We start from the raw sequence: 21,854 nt of genomic DNA on the forward strand, positions 1-21,854 counted from the left end.
CATGCCCCCGCATTAGGAGATATTTCGACTAGGCGACCGTACTCGGCGTTTGCGCCCACTTGGCAACCTAATTTCTTATAGAAGCATATGTGGCAGTTGGTGAAATTGGCCCACAAGTGACATTTCTAACTTTGGTTCATTTTTATAGCTTTCCGTGCTTCTGTCGCATACTCGAAATGGGGGAATATGTCTACCGTCTGCCGCCCAAGCCTCAGCCTGCCAGACCATGTAGTGAGCCTCGACGATGTGGTCTTCCACATGGAGCAACAGCACTCTGAGCATGATCGTCTGGGTACGGCACTAAACCTTATGCGCAGTACTTCGGTGGAGACACGCCATCTCGTCGATCCGCTGGAAATCGTGACGAGTCCTCGCACCTTCGGCCAGCGCATGCGCCGGTATGCCGAAGAGGGAACCCGTCTGGGTGTCATGGCTGCGAAACAGGCTCTCGATGAAGCCGATACCGAGTGCGCCGAGATAGACAATCTAATAGTGGTGTCATGTACGGGGTATCTACTTCCTGGGCTCGATGCATACATCGCAAATCAACTGGGTCTAGAGTCCCAGGTGCGCCGTCTATCCTTTGCGCAAGTCGGGTGCGCCGGCGGTGCCTATGCCCTGGCGAGGGCACGAGAGCTGCATAGGGCTAGCCCGGGTGCAGTCACGCTGATCGTCGCAGTCGAATTATGCTCTCTCTCCTACCAGGCAGGCGACTCCAGTATTGCATCGTTCGTCTCAACAGCCCTTTTCGGAGATGCGGCCGCGGCAGCGGTGGTTCGCGACAATCGACCGGGATTTCTTCTCGAAGATACCTACGAGGAGCTGGCCCCTGATTCGATTGGGCACATCTCCTACGTGGTGGATGAATTGGGTTTCCACTTCGATACTAATCCGCGCATCTCAAGGGTTGTGGCGAACGCCATGCCGCAACTCAGGAATTGGCTTCGCGAAGTTGGTGAAATCACTGAGCCGGAGTTCCTTGTGAGTCACACCGGCGGGCCTCGCATTATGTACGAGGTTAGCAAAGGGCTGCGGATTCCGGCGGAAATGTTTGACCTGAGCGAGAAATCCCTTAAGGGGCGCGGCAATACGGCCAGTGTCGTGGTTTTTGATGTCCTGCGGCAAACCTTCGAGAACCCTCCCAATTCGAGGGACTCGGGCCTCATTATTGCTTTCGGCCCAGGCGTAACAACCGTCGCCGTTACCGGGACCTGGGTCAGCTAACGCGTCGCATGAACTGAAAATGGGTCTCGAAGTCGCCGCTGAGTAGCACCACCCTGCAAGGAACAGCGGCCCCGCTCGGGAGACCCGGGCGGGGCCGCTTTCGTTTGTTCGCAGGTCAGGAGTCCGTTGCGAGAGGGAGTGGTGGAACTGTTTCGGACCGGTGAAGCGGCGATGCAGCGGGCGGTAGGACTGGTGCACTGTTCGGCCTCAGCCACAGAAAGCCAGCCACGATGCGCCCACGCTGTGGTGATTATCCGTCACGTGTGCCACCCGGACCCATCCAGCCTGTGCCACGCTGCCAAGCTTTTGGATTGGGTCATGGGATGCGGGGTACCACCGCGGATTCAGCCTGGCCTGCCTCCTGAGTGCGTGCGCCTGGCCGCGGTGCCTGCGAGCCGCTGTCGTGGTGCCGGCCTGGTAGCGCTGCTTCGAGGTAGACGGGTTGCTTCCTGGGCTCCGTCGGAGCGCTTGCTCTCGTTGCGGGCTGAGCTACTGGGGGCTGCCGAGAGCGGGGCGGCAGACAGGAGCGTCGGCGGCCGTCGGCCGCCAGCGCGCGCGGCCCGCGTAGCGGGCCGCCTTGAGTAAGTGAAGACAGTTTTCGACAGTTGGCCGGCGCGGCGCCTCAGGCGGCGTGGAGTGTGCGGGGGCTGTCGGCGGTGATGCGGTAGGTGAGTTGGGTGCGGTCGGCGCCGGCGCGGAGTTCTTCGAGGAGTAGCAGGCGTTGGTCGGTGCCGCGGGTGATGCGGGTGGCGTGGACGATCGGGGTCGCGTCGGGGATTCGGAGCGTGGCGCGTTCGTCGGGCAGGGGCATGCGGGCGCTGACGGTTTCGTCCCAGGTGAGTTTGTGACCGGCTGCGGTGAGGACGGCGTAGAACTGCCCCGGAGCTGTGTCCAGGCCTTTGACCGAACTCTTCAGCCGCGTTCGCCGCATGCGGCGAACCGGACGAGCACGCGGTGCAGCGTGCGGGTCTCAGTGTGGGGGTCTGCCAGCAGCCAGTCGACGGCGAACAGGACTTCGCTCTCGGGGGGCCGGGGATCCGAATAGCGGGTCGGCGGCCCGCGCGAAGCGTCTGTGCCGCCGGCAGCCCCTCACTCGCCCCCAATATCCTCCCGCCACAGCTCCGGTCGCGCCTCGATGAAGTCGCGCATCAGCGCTGCGCACTCCGGGTCGTCCAGGAGGACGATGCGGATGCCGTTCTGGGCCAGCCAGTCGTGGCCGCCGTGGAAGGTGCGGGCCTCGCCGATGACGACGCGGGAGATGCCGAACTGGCGGACCAGGCCGCTGCAGTACCAGCAGGGGGAGAGGGTCGTGACCATCGTCGTGCCGTGGTAGCCGGGGCGGCGGCCGGCGGCGCGGAAGGCGGCGGTCTCGGCGTGCAGGGTCGGGTCGTCGTCCTGGACGCGGCGGTTGTGGCCGCGGCCGAGCAGGGAGCCGTCCGGGCCGTAGAGCGCCGCGCCGATCGGGATGCCGCCCTCGGCGAGGCCGGTACGGGCCTCGGCGAGCGCCGTGGCGAGCATGGCGCGGGCCTGTTCCTGGACGTGGGCGGGGTGGCCGCTCGGGTCGCCGGCGCCGTCGACGTGACCGTGCAGCCGGAACGCGTCGCGGCCCTGGTCCCAGTCCTGCGTACGACGGTCCATGCGCTCACCGTACGCCGGGGGGACGGCCCGGGGCCCGCCCGGCGCGGACGGGCGGGTGACGGACAAGCGGCAGACGGCAGACGGCAGGCGGCAGGCGGGTGGCGGCAGACGGGTGGCGGGCCCAGGCCCCGCGAACCCGCCAGGATCCGGACGGTGTGCCCTACCCCCGCGCAGGCGGCGGGGTGCCCTCGGGTCCGCCGTCCTCGCCCCCGCGGCCCTTCCGCCGCAGTTCCTCCTCGCGGCGGCGGAGGTCGGCCTCCCAGTCCTTGAGCAGCGCCTCGTCCTTGGCGTTCTCCTTCTTGAGGGACGCGAGGAACTCGGGGTTGTCGTCGGGCGCGACGAACGTGGTGCGGTGGTTGCGGTGCCACGCGGAGGGGGTGGAGCCGCCGCCGGCCGCCGGCTGCCGCTGCTTGCCGGCCACCAGCCAGGCGACCGGCCCGACCAGCACCTCGCCGAACAGCAGGATGATGATCACCCAGATCACCTTGGGCAGCCCGCGCACCTGCGATTCGGGGGTGTTGAGGCAGTCGATGAACGCGTAGATCCACAGCGCCAGCACCAGGAGGAACGGCAGATACCTGAGCATTGCGGAACGAGCCCCCAGCACACGACGGCGGGCCCTCGCCGGGGCCCGGTGACCCGTCCAGGGTAGTGCGTACCCGATACTGGAAGGCATGGCTTACGACGATCTTCGCTCGTTCCTGCGTGCACTGGAGCGGGAAGGCGACCTCAAGCGCATCAAGGCCGAGGTCGACCCGTATCTGGAAGTCGGCGAGATCGTGGACCGGGTGCAGAAGTCCGGTGGCCCGGCGCTGCTCTTCGAGAACGTCAAGGGCTCGGCGATGCCGCTCGCCATGAACGTCTACGGCACCGACCGCCGCCTGCTGAAGGCGCTGGACCTCAAGGCGTACGAGGACATCAGCGCCAAGATCGGCGGGCTGCTCAAGCCGGAACTGCCGCAGGGCTTCGTCGGCGTGCGCGAGGCGTTCGGGAAGCTCGCGGGGATGACGCACGTACCGCCCAAGAAGATCAAGGACGCGCCCGTCCAGGAGGTCGTGCTCCGGGGCGACGACGTCGATCTCGACCAGCTCCCGGCGCTGTTCACCTGGCCCGAGGACGGCGGCTCCTTCTTCAACCTGGGCCTCACGCACACCAAGCACCCCGAGACCGGCGTCCGCAACCTGGGCCTCTACCGCCTCCAGCGCCACGACAAGCGCACCATCGGGATGCACTGGCAGATCCACAAGGACAGCCGCAACCACTACCAGGTCGCCGCCAAGCGCGGGGAGAAGCTGCCCGTCGCCATCGCCTTCGGCTGCCCGCCGGCCGTCACGTACGCCTCCACCGCGCCGCTGCCCGGCGACATCGACGAGTACCTCTTCGCGGGCTTCCTCCAGGGCAAGCGGATCGAGATGGTCGACTGCAAGACCGTCCCGCTGCAGGTCCCGGCGCACGCCGAGGTCGTCATCGAGGGCTGGCTGGAGCCCGGCGAGATGCTGCCCGAGGGGCCGTTCGGCGACCACACCGGCTTCTACACACCGCAGGAGCCGTTCCCGGCGCTGACCATCGACTGTGTGACGATGCGTAAGCGGCCGCTGCTCCAGTCGATCGTGGTGGGCCGCCCGCCGACGGAGGACGGGCCGCTGGGCCGCGCGACGGAGCGGTTCTTCCTGCCGCTGCTGAAGATCATCGTCCCGGACATCGTGGACTACCACCTGCCGGAGTCCGGCGGCTTCCACAACTGCGCGATCGTCTCGATCGACAAGAAGTACCCCAAGCACGCGCAGAAGGTCATGCACGCCATCTGGGGCGCGCACATGATGTCGCTGACCAAACTGATCGTGGTCGTGGACGCGGACTGCGATGTGCACAACCTCCACGAGGTCTCCTGGCGGGCGCTGGGCAACACCGACTACGCCCGCGACCTCACCGTCGTCGAAGGCCCCGTCGACCACCTCGACCACGCCTCCTACCAGCAGTTCTGGGGCGGCAAGGCGGGGATCGACGCGACCGAGAAGTGGCCCGAGGAGGGCTACACCCGCGACGGCGGCTGGCCCCACATGGTCGAGTCCGACCCGCGGACGGCGGCGATGGTCGACCGCCGCTGGAAGGAGTACGGCCTCTCATGACCAGCGCATCCGCGGCGGTCCCGCAGCCGGGCCGCACCAAGGCGTTCCTGCGCCTGGTGATGATCGAGCACTCGGTCTTCGCGCTGCCCTTCGCCTACATCGCGTCGCTGACCGCGATGTACGAGTGGGACCGGCACGTCCACTGGGCGCGGCTCCTCCTCGTCACCGTCGCCATGGTCGGCCTGCGCACGTTCGCGATGGCCGCGAACCGGATCATCGACCGCGAGATCGACGCCCGTAACCCGCGCACCGCGCACCGCGAACTGGTCACCGGCGCGGTGTCGGTGAAGTCGGCCTGGACGGGCGCGGTGATCGCGCTCGTCGTTTTCCTGGGCGCGGCGGCGCTGCTGAACTTCCTGTGCCTGGCGCTGGCACCGCTCGCGGTGGTGCCGATGGTGGTCTATCCGTACGGCAAGCGGTTCACCAACTTCCCGCAGGCGATCCTCGGCCTCGCCCAGGCGATGGGCCCGATCGGCGCCTGGCTCGCGATCACCGGTTCCTGGTCCTGGGAGGCGGTGATCCTCGGTCTCGCGGTGGGGATCTGGATCGGCGGCTTCGACCTGATCTACGCCTGCCAGGACGTGGAGACGGACCGTGAGGTCGGCGTGAAGTCGGTGCCGGCCCGCTTCGGCATCCCGGCCGCGATCTGGGGCGCGCGCGGCTGCCACCTCGTCACCACGGCGCTCTTCGCCTGGTACGCGGTGGCGACCGGCGCCGGTGTGTTCTTCTGGCTGGGCCTGGTGATAGTCGCGGCGGCCTTCCTGTACGAGCACACGATCGTGAAGCCGCACGACCTCACCCGGCTGAACCGGGCCTTCTTCCAGGTCAACGGCTTCATCGGCATCGCGCTCTTCGTCTGCGCGCTGCTGGATCTGCTGATGCGCGGGCTGACGGTCTGAGGACCTGACGGTCAGAGGGGCCGGGGGGCCTGGGCCCGGTTCAGCCGACCGGGCCGACCCCCGCCCCCGACAGCCGGTCGCGGTACGGGCGCTCGCGGAAGGCGAAGGCCGCCACGACGCCGCCTATCAGGCCGAAGAGGTGGCCCTGCCAGCTGATGCCGTTGTCGGCGGGGAGGGCGCCCCAGAGGATGGAGCCGTAGAGGGCGCCGATGACCAGGCCGATGCCGATGTCGAGGGGGCTGCGCTCGGTGAAGCCGCGCACCAGGAGGTAGCCGAAGAGGCCGAAGACGACGCCGGAGGCGCCCGCGGTGTTGCTGTCCGGCGCGGCGGTGAACCACACGCCCAGCCCACTGGCGAGGATGATCAGCAGGACGACCGCGAGCAGGCGGCCGATCCCGGCGCGCAGGGCGGCGACGAAGCCGAGCACCAGCAGCGGGAGGGTGTTCGCGGCGAGGTGGGCGAAGCCGAAGTGCAGGAAGGCGGCGGGCACCACGTCGAGGAGTTCGGCGGGTTCGCGCGGCTGGATGCCGAAGGTGTCCAGTGCCCCGCCGGTGACGGTGTCGACGCCCTCCAGCAGCCAGAGCAGTGCGACCCAGCCCAGCATCAGGCAGAGCGCGGGCATCGCGCGTGATCTCATCTCCGGCCGTCCCTTCTCGTCCCCCGGCGGGGCGGCCCCCGGCGGGCTCGCGCGTGGGGCGCACAGGTAAGAACGGCCATGGTGGGGTCCGTGGTTCCGCCGGATAGGCTCGATGCGTGGAGCCGCCGCACATCGACACCAGCAAGCAGGGCCCCGGCCGACGCCGTCCGTGGGTCGTGGGGATCTCCGGCGCGTCCGGGACGCCGTATGCCGCGTCCGTGGTGCGCGGGCTGCTCGCCGCCGGGGAGGCGGTGGATCTGATCGTCAGCCGGGCGTCGCGGCTGACCCTGCTGGACGAGACCGGCATCGCGTTCCGGGACGCTCATTGGCGCGCCGACCTGCGGGAATGGCTGGCGCGCGGGGCCGATGGGAAGCCGTCGACGTTCCCGGTGACCGAGGCGGACCTGGCGGATGTGCGGTACTGGCCGGCCGGGGATCTGGCGGCCGGGCCGTCGTCGGGTTCGTATCCGGTGAAGGGGATGCTGATCGTTCCGGCGAGCACGGCGTGTGTGGCCGGGGTGGCGCTCGGACTCTCGAAGGATCTGCTGCAGCGGGTGGCGAGCGTGACGCTCAAGGAGCGGCGGCGGCTGGTGGTCACGGTGCGCGAGACCCCGCTGAACGGGCCGACGCTGAAGCATCTGGTGACGCTGGACGAGGCGGGCGCCGTGGTGCTGCCCGCCTCGCCGGCGTTCTACGCGGGGGCGACGCACATCCAGGATCTGGTGGACTTCGTCGCCGGCCGGGTGCTCGATGCGGCCGAGGTGCCGCACGGTCTGTACCGGCGTTGGGAGGGGGAGTTGCGGGGCGGCTCCAAGGAAGCGGAGGAGGCCCCGGACGCTCGCTAGCGCTTCTTGGCCGCGGCGGCGCGGCCGAAGAGGCGGCGGGTCCGCGGTGCGGCGGCCCGGTGGGCACGTGAACGATTGGCCTGGTCCTGCAGCTCGCGCATGCGGGCGTAGGCCATCTCGATCGAGTACACGGTGACAGCTCCTGTGGGATCGTCTGTGATCGTCTGAAAGATTCACAGGGTGAAGGCCCTGTATGCCTTAAATTCTACATGCAGAACTCGAAAATGCTTAAAGATTGGAAGGCTTGAGGGCATGGACGCGGTGGATAGGCAGCTCATCCAGGCACTTCGCGAGAACGGGCGCGCCTCGTACGCGGAGCTCGGCCGGCTCGTCGGCCTCTCCGGGCCCAGCGTCACGGACCGGATCAACCGCCTCGAAGCGGCCGGCGTGATCACCGGCTACCGCGCGACGGTCGACGCCGCCTCGCTCGGCCTCGGCGTCACGGCGCTGGTGGGCATCTCGCTGTCGGACGCCACCGACCACGAGGACGTCGCGCAGCGGCTGCGCGACCTGGAGGAGATCGAGGACTGCTGGTTCATCGCCGGCGACGACTCGTACATGCTCAAGGTGCGGGTGGGCGACGTCGACGGGCTGGAGCGCACCATCCGGCGGCTGTCCGGCACCAAGGGCGTCTCCCGTACGCGCACCACCATCGTGCTCTCCACCAAGTGGGAGAACCGCGTCGGCGAGCTGCCCGAAGAGGCCGAATAGGCCACCGGGCGCCGGCGGGACGCACCGGGGCGGACGGGCGCGCCAGGGGGCTCCGTCCGCCTCCGATACGGGGGAGTACGCTCGGTGAAGCCCGTTTCCGGCTCCGATGGAACGGCACCGAGTAGGCAGAGACTGGGAGGCGACCGGATGGCTGCGTCGATGGATGTGGGCCTCAAGCGCGAGCTGGAGGCGAAGGTCCACGCCGGGGAGCGGCTGACCCGCGAGGACGGCATCGCCCTCTACGAGTCCGACGACCTGGCCTGGCTGGGCGGGCTCGCCCACGAGGTGCGTACGCGCAAGAACGGCGACGTCGTCCACTTCAACGTCAACCGCCACCTCAACATGACGAACGTGTGCACCGCGTCGTGCGCCTACTGCTCCTTCCAGCGCAAGCCGGGCGAGAAGGACGCGTACACGATGCGCATCGAGGAGGCCGTCCGCCTCGCCAAGGCGATGGAGAACGACAACCTCACCGAGCTGCACATCGTCAACGGCCTGCACCCCAACCTGCCGTGGCGCTACTACCCGCGCTCGCTCAGCGAGCTGAAGAAGGCCCTGCCGAACGTCTCCCTCAAGGCGTTCACCGCCACCGAGATCCACCACTTCGAGACCATCTCGGGGCTGTCCGCCTCCGAGATCCTCGACGAGCTGATCGACGCCGGTCTGGAGTCGCTGACCGGCGGCGGCGCGGAGATCTTCGACTGGGAGGTCCGGCAGCACATCGTCGACCACCGCACCCACTGGGAGGACTGGTCGCGCATCCACCGCCTCGCGCACGAGAAGGGGCTCAAGACCCCCTCGACGATGCTCTACGGGCACATCGAGGAGCCCCGCCACCGCGTGGACCACGTGCTGCGGCTGCGGGAGCTCCAGGACGAGACCGGCGGCTTCCAGGTCTTCATCCCGCTGCGCTACCAGCACGACTTCGTCGACATGCAGGACGGCAAGGTCCGCAACAAGCTCCAGGCGCGCACGACGATGGCGACCGGCGCCGAGGCCCTGAAGACCTTCGCGGTCTCCCGCCTCCTCTTCGACAACGTCCCGCACATCAAGTGCTTCTGGGTGATGCACGGCCTGCAGACCACCCAGCTCGCCCTGCAGCACGGCGCGGACGACATGGACGGCTCGGTCGTCGAGTACAAGATCACGCACGACGCGGACAACTACGGCACGCCCAACAAGCTGACCCGTGAGGACCTGCTCGACCTGATCCGCGACGCCGGCTTCCGCCCCGTCGAGCGCAACACCCGCTACGAGGCCATCCGCGAGTACCCGGGCCCCGACCCGGACCGCCGCGAGGCGCCGCAGCCGATGCGGGTCTGACCTGCGCGGGAGCACCGCCGACGGCGGGCGTTAGGGTCCGGGTCATGGACGTGCGTTTCGACCTGGACCCTTCCGTCGCCCCCGGACTCCGTGACGGGATATGCGCGTTGTGGGCCGATGTGTCCAACGCCGGCGGCGCGGTCGGCTTCCTCCCGCCGGTGTCGCCCGCCGAGATCCGTCCCGATCTGCTCACCCATCTCACGGCGATGGCCGAGGGCCGTACCCGCCTGGTCGTCGGCCGGGACGCGGACGGCCGGGTGCTGGCCACGGCGTTCCTCACCTTCAACGGCCACCGGCTGATGACGCACTGGGTGTGGGTCTACACGGTCATGGTCCACCCCTCCCTCCAGGGCCGGGGCACCGGCCGCCGGCTGATGGCCGCGGTCGCCGGGGCCGCCCGCACCTTCGAGGGCGTCTCCGCGCTCCGTCTCACCTGCCGCGGCGGCACGGGCGTCCACCGCTTCTACGAGTCCTGCGGCTACCGGGAGGTCGGCCGCGTCCCCGGCGCGATCAAGCTGGCCGACGACGACTTCCGCGACGACATCACCATGTGGCGGGAACTGGACTGACCCGAGGCTATCGGCCGGCGGCCCCGCTCTGCCCCGTGTGCCGTCCCGCGTGCTGCTCCACGGCAGGGGCCACGAAGATCGCCCGAAGCGCTGTGCTTGACTGGATGCAGACCCTTTAGGTTGCCGTTGAGGAGAAGGTCCCATCCGTGAGTAGCCACCACTTCGCCACGCTCCGCTACACCGCCCTTCGCATCGGCCTCTTCGTCGCCTCGTTCGCCGTGGTGTGGGCGCTGTCGTACGTCCACGTCATCCCGCTCGCGGTGGGCGCCTCCAACACGGTGTGGATGCTGCTGCTCGCCATCGTGATCTCCGCGCCGCTCAGCTTCGTGCTGCTGCGCAAGCAGCGGGACGCGATGTCCGAGCAGATCGTCGCCAAGGTCGACCGGCAGCGCGAGCGTCTCGCGGCCAGCGCCGGCCAGGAGGACGGGGTGCAGTGACCAAGGCCCGGACCTTTATGTAAGACGCCTCACAGCCGCTTCGTCACGACGGGCGCCCGGCGCCATGGACTTTGCTCCATGGCCGGGCGCCCGTCGTGTTTCTGACGGATCGTCCGGTGCGCCGGCCCCTCCGCAACCCAAAGATTTTCTTTGGGTACCTCAAAGTTCAAGTGTTAATGTACGTGTCATGAAGACAGCAGCCGCGCCCTCGTCCCCCATGAGCACTCCGCTCGTGGCGCGCCTGCACGTCGATCTCTGCCGCTGTATGTCCGCGGCCTGTTGCCGCCGCTGACCCCATCTCCTCAGCGGCCGGAGATCTTCTCCCCGACCCCTCCGGGCGGGAGAGGCCCCTTCGCGTCTGCCGCGCAGCCGCTCATCTTCCCGGCGCTTCTTTTCGCCGTCCCCGATGTCTCACCTGTCCCCGGAGTGTGTCCGTTGTCCACGTCTGCCGAGTCCGCCGAGTCCGCACCGGCTCCCCGGACCCCCAAGTCCTCCCGCATACCGAAGGTCCCGTTCTGGGCGCAGATCCTGGCCGGCCTCGCCCTGGGCGTGCTGCTCGGCTGGCTCGCCAAGAGCGGTGACCTCGGCTGGCTCACCACCACGCTCCAGCACATCGGCGACCTCTTCGTCCAGCTGCTGAAGCTCGCCGTGGCCCCGCTGGTCTTCTTCGCGATCCTGGTGTCGATCACCAATCTGCGGCAGGTCAACAACGCCGCCCGGCTCGCCAGTCGCACCCTGCTGTGGTTCATGGCCACCTCGCTGATCGCCGTCGCGATCGGCCTGGCGATCGGCCTGCTCACCAACCCGGGCGCCGGCACCGGCCTCACCCCCAAGGACGGCAAGCTCCCCGACCACGCGGGCTCCTGGATCGACTTCCTGACCGGCATCGTCCCCACCGACATCATCACGCCGTTCACCGAGCTGAACGTCCTGCAGATCGTCTTCATGGCGGCCGTGGCCGGTATCGCGGCCCTCCAGCTCGGCGAGAAGGCCGAGCCGGTCCTCGCGATCAGCCGCTCGGTCCTCGAACTGCTCCAGAAGGCCCTGTGGTGGGTCATCCGCCTCGCCCCGATCGGCACCGTCGGCCTCATCGGCAATGCCATCGCGACGTACGGCTGGAACCTGATCGGCAAGTACGCGACCTTCACCGTCGACATCTACGTCGGCTGCGCGCTGGTCCTCTTCGGCGTCTACCCGCTGCTGCTGTCGACCGTCGCCAAGGTCAACCCGCTGCAGTTCTTCCGCGGGGCCTGGCCCGCCATCCAGCTGGCCTTCGTCTCCCGCTCGTCGGTCGGCACCATGCCGGTCACCCAGCAGGTCACCGAGCGCCTCGGCGTCCCGCGCGAGTACGCCTCCTTCGCGGTGCCGTTCGGCTCGACGACCAAGATGGACGGCTGCGCCTCGATCTACCCGGCGATCGCCGCGATCTTCATCGCCCAGATCTTCGACGTCCCGCTCGGCATCGGCGACTACGTCCTGATCGCCTTCGTCTCGGTCATCGGCTCCGCCGCCACCGCGGGCCTGACCGGCGCGACCGTGATGCTGACCCTGACCCTCTCCACCCTGGGCCTGCCCCTGGAGGGCGTCGGCCTGCTGATGGCCATCGACCCGATCCTCGACATGATGCGCACGGCAACCAACGTCGCCGGCCAGTCCGTCATCCCGATCCTGGTGTCCGCCCGCGAGAAGATCCTGGACCGCGACGCGTACGACGCCGCCACCAGCATCACGCTCGACGGGACCGCCATCGAGAGCGCGGACGAGCAGGGTGCCGCCGTGCCGGCGCCGGCCGCCGCCTGAGACCCGCGCACGCCTGGGAGGTGCCCCGTCCTTGTTCGCAAGGGCGGGGCACCTCCGCGTCCGCGCTCTTGTTGTCGGTCTTCCGTCCCTTTCGGCCCTCGTCCCCTCAGCCCGTCGCGGCTCCCGTATGCCGCAGGATCGCCGTGGCCAGCGGATCCAGTACGGCGGGTGGCAGGGCGTGTCCCATTCCCGGGATTTCGACGAGGGAGGCGCCGCGGACGCACTGGGCGAGGTGCTGGGGGTGCGGCGGGGGGAAGACCGGGTCGGCGGGGGCGCAGATGACGAGTGCCGGGACCGCGTTCCTGGCGAGGCGGTCCGTGCGGAGCATGCCGTCGTGGTTGGCGCGGCCGTGCGCGGTGCTCGTCCGGTGGTGGCCCGTGTGCTCGATGACGCGCTGTTCCAGAGCGCGGAAAAACCCGGTGTCGAAGGGGAGCCGGTCACCGGCGAGTACCCGCCAGTGTTCGACCTGGCGCGCCGCCTCGGCCGCCGGGCCGTGCTCCCCGGCCGGCCGGGCCCACAGCTCCAGGACCTCGGGTGCGATGCCGGGCAGTTCCGCGACGGGCACCGTGCTGCCGTCGGGGCGGGTGTACGGGGTGCTGCTGAGGGCGCTGGTGCTGATGAGAGTGGCGCTGAGCAGTCGGTCGGGGTGGTCGGCGAGCAGCAACTGGGCCAGCATGCCGCCCAATGACATGCCGACGACATGAGCGCGGTCGATGCCCAGGTGGTCGAGGACCGCGATCGCGTCATCGGCGAGATCGGGGATCCGGTACGGCCGCTCCTCGAACGGCCAGGTCGAGCGGCCGGTGTCGCGGTGGTCGTAGCGGATGACCCGGTGGTGCGCGGCGAGCGCGTCGACCAGCGGCTCCGGCCAGGCGACGCCGCTCGCCCGGGCGCCCATGATCAGCAGCAAGGGGGCTGCGTCACGGGCGCCGCGCTGCTCGGTCCACAGGCGGATGCCGGGGGCGGCGTCGATGAACTGCTGCATGGGGCTGTCCTCCGAGGAGAGCGGGCGTACGGACTTCGCGCCACAGCGCAGCGCGACGAGACGTATCGTCTCGCTATGAATGTGAACGCGTCAAGGGAGGCGGGGCGGGGAGCGAAGATCGTAAACTTACTTTGCAGTAAAGGGGCGGGACGGAGGGACATTCAGGGTGGGAGCTGTGAAGAGCAAGCGGGTGCCGCGTGCTGTCCGGGAGCAGCAGATGCTGGACGCCGCGGTGCTGACGTTCGCACGGCGTGGTTACTCGGCGGCGTCGATGGACGAGATCGCCGAGGCGGCCGGAGTCTCCAAACCGCTGGTCTATCTCTACCTGAATTCGAAGGAAGACCTGTTCAGCACGGTGATCCGGCGGGAGTCGGAGGCGCTGGTGGCGGCCGTGGCCGCGGCCGTCGAGCCGGGGGCGACGGCCGACCGGCAGCTGTGGAGCGGCCTGAAGGGCTTCTTCGCGCACACCGCCGCGCACCCGCACGGCTGGGCCGTGCTCCATCAGCAGGCGCGGACGCACGGGGAGCCGTTCACGCGCGAAGTGGCCGCGATGCGGGCCGAGATCATCGCTTTTGTGACGAAGCTGATCGGTGCGGCCGCAAAGGAGACGGGCTGCGTCGGCGAACTCGCCGAACGGGAGGTCGCCGGGCTCGCCCACGCCCTGGTCGGCGCGGCGGAGTCGCTGGCCGAGTGGGTCAACGTCCGCGCGGACGAGGGAACTTCGGGCGAGCGCGAGCACCCGTCGGCGAAGGACACCGCGGCCACGATGATGAACTTCGTCTGGGCGGGCCTCGGCCGGCTGACGGAGGGCGGCCGCTGGGCGCCGGACGGGCTCGCCGGGCAGGAGAGCGCGTCGGGCGTCAGGAGGTGACGCGGCGACAGGGGTGCGCCCCCGAGTGACGGGCGCGGCCCGACGGAGGCACTCCGGCCCCGGGTGCCCGGCAATTGCGGGCGATCAGTCGTAGCGAGTGCCCGGCAGCAGTGGGTGCCCGGCGGGCGGCCGGTCCTGGCCGTGGCGCGCGGAGGCTGGACGGGTCCGAACGGGACGATGGGGGAGGAGCCGGACGAACGGGTGGGCCGAGGGGAGGTCGGGCACGGAATCGCCACGAGGAAGGGCGTGAACGGGCATTGGCCAACTCCCGCTCCTCGCGTAGCTTTACCTCGAAGTAAGGTTACTGTCCGGTCAGGAGCTGGGTCGAGGATGTGTTCCACGGATTCCCCCGCCGGGGGCGGGCCTTCCCTCATCGTTCGCCCGCGCCACCCCCGCGCCGCCTTAACTCCCCCTGTCTCAGCGGGTGTTCGACTCCGCCGACGCCGACGCCGCGATGACGGCAGCTAGTTCGGCCCCACGGATCGTCCGCGCACGGGCATCGCCCGCCGCCCGGCGGAGGCCCGCGCCTCTACGGTCCCCGCGTACCGCCGCGCGCCGCCCGGGGCGCTGACGCCCCGCGAGCCCGCCGTTGCCGCGGCCCTTGGGCGCGGCCACACCCCGCCACCTTCCCCTCCCCGCTCACTCCCTCGCCGCCGCCTTTTCCTTCCCCACGCACACACAGCGCGGACGGCCGGGGAGACGGCGAGTCACACGCGCACCCCGTACCCCCCGGGGCCCACCCGGGCTCCCGCCTTCCTCCCCCTCCCGCACTCCCGCGCTCCACAGGAGAAACGAGGCCCCGCTCGTGTCCCACCAGGAAAGTGCAGCCACCGCCTCACCCGCCGCCCCGGGCGACGCCCCCGGCACCCTCGCCGCCCCCGTCCTCGTGGAGCCGCAGAAGACCCTGGTCGACGGCGAGGTCCGCGAGGTCTACGTGCCGCCGCTGGCCCCGCCCGTGCTCCGCGGCTCGCTCGGCGACCTCCCTTTCCACAACGCCGCCGAGGCCCCCGCCGACATCGTCCTGGCGCGCAAACAGCCCAGCGGTACCTGGCGCGACATCACCGCGGCCGAATTCGCCGTCGAGGTGCGCGCGGTCGCCAAGGGCCTGATCGCGGCCGGCCTCCGCCCCGGCGACCGGCTCGCGATCATGGCCGCTACGACCTACGAGTGGACCCTCGTCGATTTCGCCGCCTGGGCGGCGGGCCTGGTCACCGTCCCGATCTACCCCACCTCCTCCGCCCGCCAGGCGCAGTGGATCCTGTACGACTCCGGCGCCCGCGCCTGCGTCGTGGAGAACGTCGAGGAGACCCGCCTGATCAGCGGCGTGCGCGCCGAGCTTCCGGGCCTCGACCACCTCTGGCAGTTCAACACCGGCGCCGTCGCCCAACTCGTCGCCGAGGGCCGCGCCCTGCCCGACGCGGCGGTGGACGAGCGCCGGGCCGCCACCGGCCCCTACGACCTCGCCACCCTCATCTACACCTCCGGCACCACGGGTCGCCCCAAGGGCTGCGCCCTCACCCACGCCAACTTCTTCGCCGAGGTCGACAACGCCGTCGAACTCCTCCACCCCGTCTTCAAGTCGGTCAGCGAGGAGCCCGCCGCCACCCTCCTCTTCCTGCCGCTCTCGCACGTCTTCGGCCGGATGGTCGCCGTCGGCTGCCTGCGCGCCCGGGTCCGCCTCGGCCACGCCCCCAGCATCAAGACCGACGACCTGCTCGCCGACCTGGCCGGCTTCCGCCCGACGTTCCTCCTCGGCATCCCCTACGTCCTGGAGAAGGTCTACAACACCGGCCGCGCCACCGCGGAGAAGATGGGCCGCGCCGCCTCCTTCGACCGCGCGGCCCGCATCGCCCGCTCCTACGGCGAGGCCGTGGAGGCCAGGGAACACGGGAAGGGCCCCGGCCCCGGCGTCGCCCTCAAAGCCGCCCGCAAGCTCTACGACCCGCTGGTCTACCGCCGTATCCGCGCCGCCCTCGGCGGCCGGGTCCGCTACATCCTCAGCGGCGGCTCGCCCCTCGGCCACCGCCTCGCCGCGTTCTACACCGGCGCCGGCATCGAGATCTTCGAGGGCTACGGCCTGACGGAGACGACGGCCGCGACGACCGTCACCCCGCCCCTGCGCCCCCGCATCGGCACGGTCGGCTGGCCGCTGCCCGGCACCGCCGTCCGCATCGCCGACGACGGCGAGATCTGGGTCCACGGCGGCCATGTCTTCTCCGGCTACTGGGACGCCGCCGTCGGCGCGGCCCGTCCCGTCACCGACCAGGGCTGGCTGGCCACCGGCGACCTCGGCGCCCTCGACGCCGACGGCTACCTCACCATCACCGGCCGCAAGAAGGAGATCATCGTGACCACGGGCGGCAAGAACGTCGCCCCCGCCCCCCTGGAGGACCGCCTCCGCTCGCACCCCCTCGTAGGACAGTGCCTGGTCGTCGGCGACAATCGCCCCTACGTCACCGCCCTGATCACGCTGGAGCCGGACGGCCTCGCCCACTGGTGCCAGATGCACAAGAAGCAGAACCTGCCGCTGGAGCGACTCGTCCACGACGAGCGCCTGCTCGCCGACCTCCAGCGCGCCGTCGACGACGCCAACGAACTCGTCTCCCGCGCCGAATCCATCCGCCGGTTCGCCGTCCTCCCGGTGGACTTCACCGCGGAGACGGGCCATCTCACCCCGTCCCTGAAGCTCCGCCGCGCCGCGGTCACCCGTGACTTCGCCAAAGAGATAGCGGGCCTTTACGAAAGCAGGTGACCCCCGCTCTGGAGCCGGAGCCCGCGGCGCGTCAGACTGGAACCCCGTGTCACCTCTGTGGGGGAGGTGGCACGGGGTCCGACGCGTGCGCGCGCGGCGCTATGCCCCGCCGAGATCGCACCAGACGGTCTTGCGGCCCTCTTCCTGCCGTACGCCCCACCGCAGCGACACGGCATCCAGCAGCGCCAGGCCCCGCCCGTATTCGTCGTCGCCGCCCGCCCGCACCAGTACGGGCAGCGCCCGCGCGCCGGAATCGGTGACCTCCACCCGGACGCGGCCGCCGGCCCCGCCGCTGACCCGGACGACGACCGGGGTGCCCTCCCCGACATGCCGGATCACATTGCCGAGCATCTCGCTGACACAGAGCTGGACGTCGGCACACGGCCCGCCCAGATGCTCGCGCACGGTGCGCCGGAGCAGGGGCACTTCCTTGGGCAGGGCCATCAGCTCCAGGGTGAGCGGCGCGGGTGGTGTCACCGCGTCGCCGCCCTGCGGAGCACCTCGGCCAGCTTGCGGGCGGTCGCCGTATTGCAGTTACCGAGCGCGACGAGCGGCGTCGCATACGTCCCGGCGAAGCTCGGCAGATCCACCCCGAGTGACGGCAGCGTGATCCCGTTGTCCCTGAGCGCGCCGCGCAGCAGCTCGGTGCAGTCGTGCACCTCGTCGTGGAGATGGCTGTGCATGGTTCGTACGCCTTCCTGTGCGCATGGTGACGAAGTGCTCACAGCGTGCCGTCACACGGCGTAGCGTGGAAGGCAATCGGGTTGCGCAGAGCAACCGGCAATCAACGGTGGTGAGTTATGCCTCCTCGTAAGGATCCGGACGCCTCGGCGAACGTGCCCTCCTTCTACGGTGCCGAGCTGCGCTACAAGCGGGAAGCCGCGGGCCTCACGCTTGAGCAACTGGCGGAAGGAAGCTATCGAGGCATCCCGTTCCTCAGTCAGATCGAACGCGGTGAGCGCCGGATGCCACTGGACCTGGCCCGGCATGCCGACGTGAAGCTCGGGACGGACGGCTTTTTCGAGCGGCGTTGTGAAGATGCGCGCAAGGCCCGTCAGGGAGGGCATGCGGAGTACTTCGCGGATGCTGCGGAGATGGAGCAGTACGCGGAGACGATCGAGGACTGGGCGCCGATGTTCGTGCCGGGGCTCTTGCAGACGGGACCGTACGCGAGGGCGCTCACGCGAGCGGCGATGCCTCGGACCTCGGACGGCGAAGTCGAGCAGAAGGTGGCCGCGAGGCTGAAGCGGGCGCAGCTCTTCAACCGGGAGCGGCCTCCCGCGTTCTGGGCGATCCTGGACGAGAACGTGATCCGTCGTCGGGTTCTCCCGCCGGAGCCGATGGCAGAGCTGCTGGAGCACATCGTGGACGTGGTCACGTCCACGCGATCCATTCTGCAGATCGTGCCGGAAACGCCGGCGGCTCACCCCTACATGATGGGCATGACCCGGACCATGACCTTTCCGGATGCTCCACCTGTGATCTACACGGAGGGGCTGCACAGCAGCCAACTCATCGACTACCCGGCGCTCGTGCAGCAGTACAGGCAGTCGTACGATCTGCTCAGGGCCGCCGCATTGCCGCCTGAGGCGTCCCTGGCCATGGTCGAGGCAGCGGCAGAGGACTACCGAAATGGCAAACAGAGAGCCTGACTTGAGCGCGGCACGCTGGCGCAAGAGCAGCTACAGCAACGGCACCGGCGGCGAATGCATCGAGGTCGCCGACGGCGTTCCCGGCCTCGTCCCCGTCCGGGACTCCAAGGCCCCCAAGGGCCCCGCGCTCTTGATCGGCGTCGACGCCTGGGGCGGATTCCTCACCGCCGTGAAGGGCGGCTCGCTCGGCAGCTGACGTACGGGGCGAGGACGTCGCCCGTCCTGCCGCCTTCGGGGTGGTTCACCGCGGCGGCAGGGCCACCGCCGTCTGCATCTCGCAGGAGTTGCACCAGAACGCCCACCCGTTGGCGTCCACGGACCGCGACCCGCACGCCAGGCACGGGTCGCCCACGAAACTGGCCGCCACCCACGCGCCGGCCGTCGCCGCCCGCCGGCCCGCGGTGGCGCACTCGTCCGCGTAGCACGGGATGCACAGCCCGCCCTGCCGGCCGGGGAGTTTCATCGACCGTATGCCGCAGGTGGAGCACGGCAGCCGGCCGACGTACTGCGCGTCCAGGCCGACCGGCTTACCGTTCCTGTTGAAGGCCGCCATGCCTGCCTCCGCCTCCTCTACGCCAGGACGGTTCCGGTGCCGCCGCACCCGGAACACTGCGTGGTGACCGCATCGCCCATCGGCGTCTCCCACTCCACGGTGCCCCGGCCGCCGCAGTCGGGGCAGGGCTTCTGCGGGGGCATGTCATCGCTCATCTTGCCCAAGATAGGCCGCTGCATGTTGTCATGTGAGCACTTTCCGTGATCACTTCGTCAGGGGGCTGCCGCCCGCCGGTGCGGCACGGGCCCGGCCCCGCGGGCGTGGCCGGCGCGGCCTGCCGCCGGCATTCCTCGCCGCCGGTGCGGCGGAGAAATTTCCCGGGCGCGGACACGCGGAGCCGCGCGCCGAATGCCGCAGGAATTCCGTATTGCGCCCGCCATTCGGGTGGGCCGGCCGGGCGATGGTGAAAATTCATGTAGTCGTCATTTGAATCGCCGGAATCAAAAGGCAGGAGCCCCGCTCGCCACCGAAGTGGCGGAGCGGGGCTCCTTGGGTACTGCTTAGGGGCGACCTGGAAGAAATTCCGGGCCGGGCAACTTAGACCGGCGTGACGTTCTCCGCCTGCGGACCCTTCGGGCCCTGCGTGACGTCGAAGTTCACCTGCTGGTTCTCCTCCAGGGAGCGGAAGCCAGAGGCGTTGATCGCCGAGTAGTGGACGAAGACATCCGGGCCGCCGCCGTCCTGGGCGATGAAGCCGAAGCCCTTTTCAGCGTTGAACCACTTGACGGTTCCGGTAGCCATAAGCCCTCCTTGGGCCAAAGGGTTGCCCTGCTCCAGAACCTGCAAAGAAGTCTGAAACTACAAGAGCCTGCGGGGTCACATGCTCCGCAGGCTCTGTACTGCAAGGGAAACCAAACTGCAACTTGCGCTGAGCGTAGCATGTGCTGCTCCTGAGGCGGAAGAGCCAAAGATCACGTTTAACCGTCCGCACTAACGTCCGGACCCCGCCCCGCCGCGCTGCGCCAAGGGAGACAGGTCTAGCCTCCGCATGTGGACAATTCAACCTTCGGAGACGCACCCGCGGAAGCCGGCGCCGAGCGGCGTCGCAGCCGGCCGCGAGTGGGCCACATCCAGTTCCTGAACTGCATGCCCCTTTACTGGGGCCTGGCCCGTACGGGCACCCTGCTCGATCTGGATCTCACCAAGGACACGCCGGAGAAGCTCAGCGAGCAGCTGGTCCGCGGGGAGCTCGACATCGCGCCGATCACCCTCGTCGAGTTCCTGCGCGCCGCCGACGACCTCGTCGCCTTCCCCGACCTCGCCGTCGGCTGCGACGGCCCGGTGATGTCGTGCGTGATCGTCTCGCAGAAGCCGCTGGACCAGCTCGACGGTGCCCGGGTCGCCCTCGGCTCGACCTCGCGCACCTCCGTACGGCTGGCCCAGCTGCTGCTGGCCGAGAAGATCGGCGTGCGGCCGGACTACTACACGTGTCCCCCGGACCTCGGCGTGATGATGCAGGAGGCGGACGCGGCGGTGCTGATCGGCGACGCCGCGCTGCGCGCCAACCTGCACGACGGCCCGCGGCTGGGCCTGGAGGTGCACGACCTCGGCCAGATGTGGAAGGACTGGACGGGCCTGCCGTTCGTCTTCGCCGTCTGGGCGACCCGGCGCGCGTACCTGGAGCGCGAGCCGGAGGTGGTGCAGAAGGTGCACGAGGCGTTCCTCGCCTCGCGCGACCTGTCGCTGGAGGAGGTCACCAAGGTCGCCGAGCAGGCCGCCCGCTGGGAGACCTTCGACGAGCCGGTCCTGGAGCGGTACTTCACCACGCTCGACTTCCGCTTCGGCCCGCAGCAGCTCGGCGGCGTCGCGGAGTTCGCCCGGCGGGTCGGCCCGACGACCGGTTTCCCGGCCGATGTGCGGGTGTCGCTGCTGGAGCGGCCGGCCGGCTAGCCGGGAAAGGCGCCGGAGCACCGGCGCCTTCCTGCCGCAGTGCCGCCGCCCGTCCGGCGCGAGGGCGGAACCGCGGGTCAGATGGCTGCCAGCAGGAAATCCTCGCCGCTGGACGGACGGAGGCCGTCGGTGCGGTCGGCGAAATAGCGCTCGGCGAGCACGCTCCCCGGAATGTGCCGGACGTCCTCCAGGCCGGCTTCGCGGGCCAGCGCCAGCATGTCCTGCGGGGCGTAGAAGCTGACGAACGGTGTCCCGGACGCTTGCGCTCCTTCCGTGCTCGCCCGGAGGCCGGGCCGGTCGGATGCGTCGACGAGGCCGGCCGGCAGCAGGAAGGTCATGGCGAGTGTCGAGCCCGGCGCGAGGGCGGCGACCTGGCGCAGGGTGGCCGCGGTCGCCTCCTCGGTGAGGTACATGCTGACGCCGGTGGAGACGATGACCGCCGGACGGCGCGGATCGAAGCCGGCGGCGGCGAGTTGCTCCCACCACGACTCGCCCGCCTCGAAGTCGACCGGAACCAGATGGAGCCACTCGGGGATGCCGTAGCCGAGTTCCACCAGGCGCCGGCGCTTGAAAGCCTGGGTCCGCGGCTCGTCGACCTCGAAGAGCCGCAGGCGGGAGGCGGTCTCCGGCCTGCGCTGGGCGAAGGTGTCCAGGCCGGCCCCCAGGATGACGTACTGGGCGACGCCGTGGTCGGCCTGCTGGACGACCAGGTCCTCGATGAAGCGAGCGCGGGCCACCATGGCCGCCCGGAACGCGCTGGTGGCCTCAGGGGCCATGTCCGGGCGGCGCGGCCAGTCTGCGTCGGGAGCCACCAGCCGCAGGCCGACCTCGTCCTCCAGCACGTGGGGCGCCGCGTCGACCCGGACGTGCAACGCCCGCCAGAGCGCGCAGCGTACGGCGGTGTTGTCCGGGGCCCCGGTGGTCTCGTCCCTCATGGTT

Annotated in this window: 26 protein-coding genes; 14 read left to right on the forward strand and 12 right to left on the reverse strand. The window is 69.8% G+C overall.

Features of this window, described 5'->3' with window-relative positions:
• Nucleotides 1-186 precede the first annotated feature (186 nt).
• Nucleotides 187-1,224 carry a type III polyketide synthase gene (locus K7396_RS19905; protein ID WP_086716029.1) on the forward strand — a complete coding sequence of 346 codons (1,038 nt, stop codon included), beginning with the start codon at nucleotides 187-189 and terminating at the stop codon, nucleotides 1,222-1,224.
• Between the two features lie 622 nt (nucleotides 1,225-1,846).
• Here K7396_RS19905 and K7396_RS19910 read toward each other — a convergent pair.
• The 3 genes from K7396_RS19910 to K7396_RS19920 all read right to left on the reverse strand — a co-directional run bounded on the left by K7396_RS19910 (nucleotide 1,847) and on the right by K7396_RS19920 (nucleotide 3,448).
• On the reverse strand, nucleotides 1,847-2,155 hold the full coding sequence (locus K7396_RS19910) for a UTRA domain-containing protein (protein ID WP_086716027.1): 309 nt from the start codon (nucleotides 2,153-2,155) through the stop codon (nucleotides 1,847-1,849).
• Nucleotides 2,156-2,313: 158 nt separating this feature from the next.
• Nucleotides 2,314-2,862, reverse strand: coding sequence for a nucleoside deaminase (locus K7396_RS19915; protein WP_086716025.1), 549 nt, complete (start codon nucleotides 2,860-2,862; stop codon nucleotides 2,314-2,316).
• Between the two features lie 160 nt (nucleotides 2,863-3,022).
• Nucleotides 3,023-3,448, reverse strand: coding sequence for a PLD nuclease N-terminal domain-containing protein (locus K7396_RS19920; RefSeq protein ID WP_086716023.1), 426 nt, complete (start codon nucleotides 3,446-3,448; stop codon nucleotides 3,023-3,025).
• Between the two features lie 88 nt (nucleotides 3,449-3,536).
• Between K7396_RS19920 and K7396_RS19925 the strand changes: the two genes are divergently transcribed.
• Nucleotides 3,537-4,991, forward strand: coding sequence for a menaquinone biosynthesis decarboxylase (locus K7396_RS19925; RefSeq protein WP_086716021.1), 1,455 nt, complete (start codon nucleotides 3,537-3,539; stop codon nucleotides 4,989-4,991).
• Nucleotides 4,988-5,890: a menaquinone biosynthesis prenyltransferase MqnP gene (gene mqnP, locus K7396_RS19930; protein ID WP_086716019.1), complete on the forward strand. Its 903-nt coding sequence runs from the start codon at nucleotides 4,988-4,990 to the stop codon at nucleotides 5,888-5,890. Before K7396_RS19925 ends, mqnP begins: the two co-directional genes overlap by 4 nt.
• 40 nt (nucleotides 5,891-5,930) lie before the next feature.
• On the opposite strand, the gene K7396_RS19935 is transcribed toward mqnP, so the two are convergent.
• Nucleotides 5,931-6,527, reverse strand: coding sequence for a rhomboid family intramembrane serine protease (locus tag K7396_RS19935; protein WP_086716018.1), 597 nt, complete (start codon nucleotides 6,525-6,527; stop codon nucleotides 5,931-5,933).
• A 116-nt stretch (nucleotides 6,528-6,643) separates the two neighbouring features.
• Here K7396_RS19935 and K7396_RS19940 point away from each other — a divergent pair, with 116 nt between their 5' ends.
• Nucleotides 6,644-7,372, forward strand: a complete 729-nt coding sequence (locus K7396_RS19940) for a UbiX family flavin prenyltransferase (protein WP_086716015.1) — start codon at nucleotides 6,644-6,646, stop codon at nucleotides 7,370-7,372.
• On the opposite strand, the gene K7396_RS35700 is transcribed toward K7396_RS19940, so the two are convergent.
• Nucleotides 7,369-7,503, reverse strand: a complete 135-nt coding sequence (locus K7396_RS35700; RefSeq protein ID WP_260639410.1) for a hypothetical protein — start codon at nucleotides 7,501-7,503, stop codon at nucleotides 7,369-7,371. The two genes, K7396_RS19940 and K7396_RS35700, sit on opposite strands and share 4 nt — an antisense overlap.
• Nucleotides 7,504-7,624: 121 nt before the next feature.
• On the opposite strand from K7396_RS35700, the gene K7396_RS19945 reads away from it, so the two are divergent.
• The 5 genes from K7396_RS19945 to K7396_RS19965 all read left to right on the forward strand — a co-directional run bounded on the left by K7396_RS19945 (nucleotide 7,625) and on the right by K7396_RS19965 (nucleotide 12,212).
• Complete coding sequence (locus tag K7396_RS19945; protein WP_086716013.1) at nucleotides 7,625-8,083, forward strand: Lrp/AsnC family transcriptional regulator; 459 nt, start codon at nucleotides 7,625-7,627, stop codon at nucleotides 8,081-8,083.
• A 159-nt stretch (nucleotides 8,084-8,242) separates the two neighbouring features.
• Nucleotides 8,243-9,406: an aminofutalosine synthase MqnE gene (mqnE, locus tag K7396_RS19950; protein ID WP_086716011.1), complete on the forward strand. Its 1,164-nt coding sequence runs from the start codon at nucleotides 8,243-8,245 to the stop codon at nucleotides 9,404-9,406.
• A 44-nt stretch (nucleotides 9,407-9,450) separates the two neighbouring features.
• Entirely contained in the window at nucleotides 9,451-9,975 is a 525-nt protein-coding gene (locus K7396_RS19955; RefSeq protein ID WP_086716009.1) for a GNAT family N-acetyltransferase, read from the forward strand.
• A gap of 146 nt (nucleotides 9,976-10,121) precedes the next feature.
• The gene (locus tag K7396_RS19960) at nucleotides 10,122-10,412 is read left to right on the forward strand and encodes a DUF4229 domain-containing protein (RefSeq protein ID WP_086716007.1); all 291 of its coding nucleotides are present in this window, start codon (nucleotides 10,122-10,124) and stop codon (nucleotides 10,410-10,412) included.
• A gap of 435 nt (nucleotides 10,413-10,847) precedes the next feature.
• Nucleotides 10,848-12,212, forward strand: coding sequence for a dicarboxylate/amino acid:cation symporter (locus tag K7396_RS19965; protein ID WP_086716005.1), 1,365 nt, complete (start codon nucleotides 10,848-10,850; stop codon nucleotides 12,210-12,212).
• Between the two features lie 106 nt (nucleotides 12,213-12,318).
• Here K7396_RS19965 and K7396_RS19970 read toward each other — a convergent pair whose 3' ends face one another.
• Complete coding sequence (locus K7396_RS19970; RefSeq protein ID WP_152105006.1) at nucleotides 12,319-13,197, reverse strand: alpha/beta fold hydrolase; 879 nt, start codon at nucleotides 13,195-13,197, stop codon at nucleotides 12,319-12,321.
• 166 nt (nucleotides 13,198-13,363) lie between these two features.
• Here K7396_RS19970 and K7396_RS19975 point away from each other — a divergent pair, with 166 nt between their 5' ends.
• Together K7396_RS19975 and K7396_RS19985 are read left to right on the forward strand one after the other, a co-directional pair.
• The gene (locus tag K7396_RS19975; protein ID WP_167392845.1) at nucleotides 13,364-14,068 is read left to right on the forward strand and encodes a TetR/AcrR family transcriptional regulator; all 705 of its coding nucleotides are present in this window, start codon (nucleotides 13,364-13,366) and stop codon (nucleotides 14,066-14,068) included.
• 805 nt (nucleotides 14,069-14,873) lie between these two features.
• A complete protein-coding gene (locus K7396_RS19985; RefSeq protein WP_152105005.1) occupies nucleotides 14,874-16,820 on the forward strand; it encodes an AMP-dependent synthetase/ligase in 1,947 nt (648 codons plus the stop codon).
• Between the two features lie 99 nt (nucleotides 16,821-16,919).
• Here the strand turns inward: K7396_RS19985 and K7396_RS19990 are convergent, their stop codons facing one another.
• Together K7396_RS19990 and K7396_RS19995 are read right to left on the reverse strand one after the other, a co-directional pair.
• Nucleotides 16,920-17,297 carry an ATP-binding protein gene (locus K7396_RS19990; protein WP_223660121.1) on the reverse strand — a complete coding sequence of 126 codons (378 nt, stop codon included), beginning with the start codon at nucleotides 17,295-17,297 and terminating at the stop codon, nucleotides 16,920-16,922.
• Nucleotides 17,294-17,503, reverse strand: coding sequence for a hypothetical protein (locus tag K7396_RS19995; protein ID WP_086717395.1), 210 nt, complete (start codon nucleotides 17,501-17,503; stop codon nucleotides 17,294-17,296). Before K7396_RS19995 ends, K7396_RS19990 begins: the two co-directional genes overlap by 4 nt.
• A gap of 117 nt (nucleotides 17,504-17,620) precedes the next feature.
• On the opposite strand from K7396_RS19995, the gene K7396_RS20000 reads away from it, so the two are divergent.
• Together K7396_RS20000 and K7396_RS20005 are read left to right on the forward strand one after the other, a co-directional pair.
• A complete protein-coding gene (locus K7396_RS20000; protein ID WP_086717396.1) occupies nucleotides 17,621-18,472 on the forward strand; it encodes a helix-turn-helix domain-containing protein in 852 nt (283 codons plus the stop codon).
• The gene (locus K7396_RS20005; RefSeq protein ID WP_086717397.1) at nucleotides 18,453-18,668 is read left to right on the forward strand and encodes a DUF397 domain-containing protein; all 216 of its coding nucleotides are present in this window, start codon (nucleotides 18,453-18,455) and stop codon (nucleotides 18,666-18,668) included. The genes K7396_RS20000 and K7396_RS20005 overlap by 20 nt, the downstream gene beginning before the upstream one ends.
• Nucleotides 18,669-18,713: 45 nt before the next feature.
• Here K7396_RS20005 and K7396_RS20010 read toward each other — a convergent pair whose 3' ends face one another.
• From K7396_RS20010 to K7396_RS20020, 3 genes are all read right to left on the reverse strand, one after another.
• On the reverse strand, nucleotides 18,714-19,025 hold the full coding sequence (locus tag K7396_RS20010; RefSeq protein ID WP_086717398.1) for a hypothetical protein: 312 nt from the start codon (nucleotides 19,023-19,025) through the stop codon (nucleotides 18,714-18,716).
• A 17-nt stretch (nucleotides 19,026-19,042) separates the two neighbouring features.
• Nucleotides 19,043-19,180 carry a hypothetical protein gene (locus tag K7396_RS20015; RefSeq protein WP_158101114.1) on the reverse strand — a complete coding sequence of 46 codons (138 nt, stop codon included), beginning with the start codon at nucleotides 19,178-19,180 and terminating at the stop codon, nucleotides 19,043-19,045.
• A 382-nt stretch (nucleotides 19,181-19,562) separates the two neighbouring features.
• A complete protein-coding gene (locus K7396_RS20020; RefSeq protein ID WP_003984261.1) occupies nucleotides 19,563-19,766 on the reverse strand; it encodes a cold-shock protein in 204 nt (67 codons plus the stop codon).
• Between the two features lie 249 nt (nucleotides 19,767-20,015).
• Here K7396_RS20020 and K7396_RS20025 point away from each other — a divergent pair, with 249 nt between their 5' ends.
• Nucleotides 20,016-20,915 (forward strand): menaquinone biosynthetic enzyme MqnA/MqnD family protein, encoded by a 900-nt coding sequence (locus tag K7396_RS20025; RefSeq protein ID WP_086717399.1) that lies wholly within the window; start codon nucleotides 20,016-20,018, stop codon nucleotides 20,913-20,915.
• Between the two features lie 77 nt (nucleotides 20,916-20,992).
• On the opposite strand, the gene K7396_RS20030 is transcribed toward K7396_RS20025, so the two are convergent.
• On the reverse strand, nucleotides 20,993-21,850 hold the full coding sequence (locus K7396_RS20030) for a class I SAM-dependent methyltransferase (RefSeq protein WP_152105004.1): 858 nt from the start codon (nucleotides 21,848-21,850) through the stop codon (nucleotides 20,993-20,995).
• Nucleotides 21,851-21,854 lie beyond the last annotated feature (4 nt).

Source organism: Streptomyces angustmyceticus (assembly GCF_019933235.1).
Lineage (GTDB): Bacteria > Actinomycetota > Actinomycetes > Streptomycetales > Streptomycetaceae > Streptomyces > Streptomyces angustmyceticus.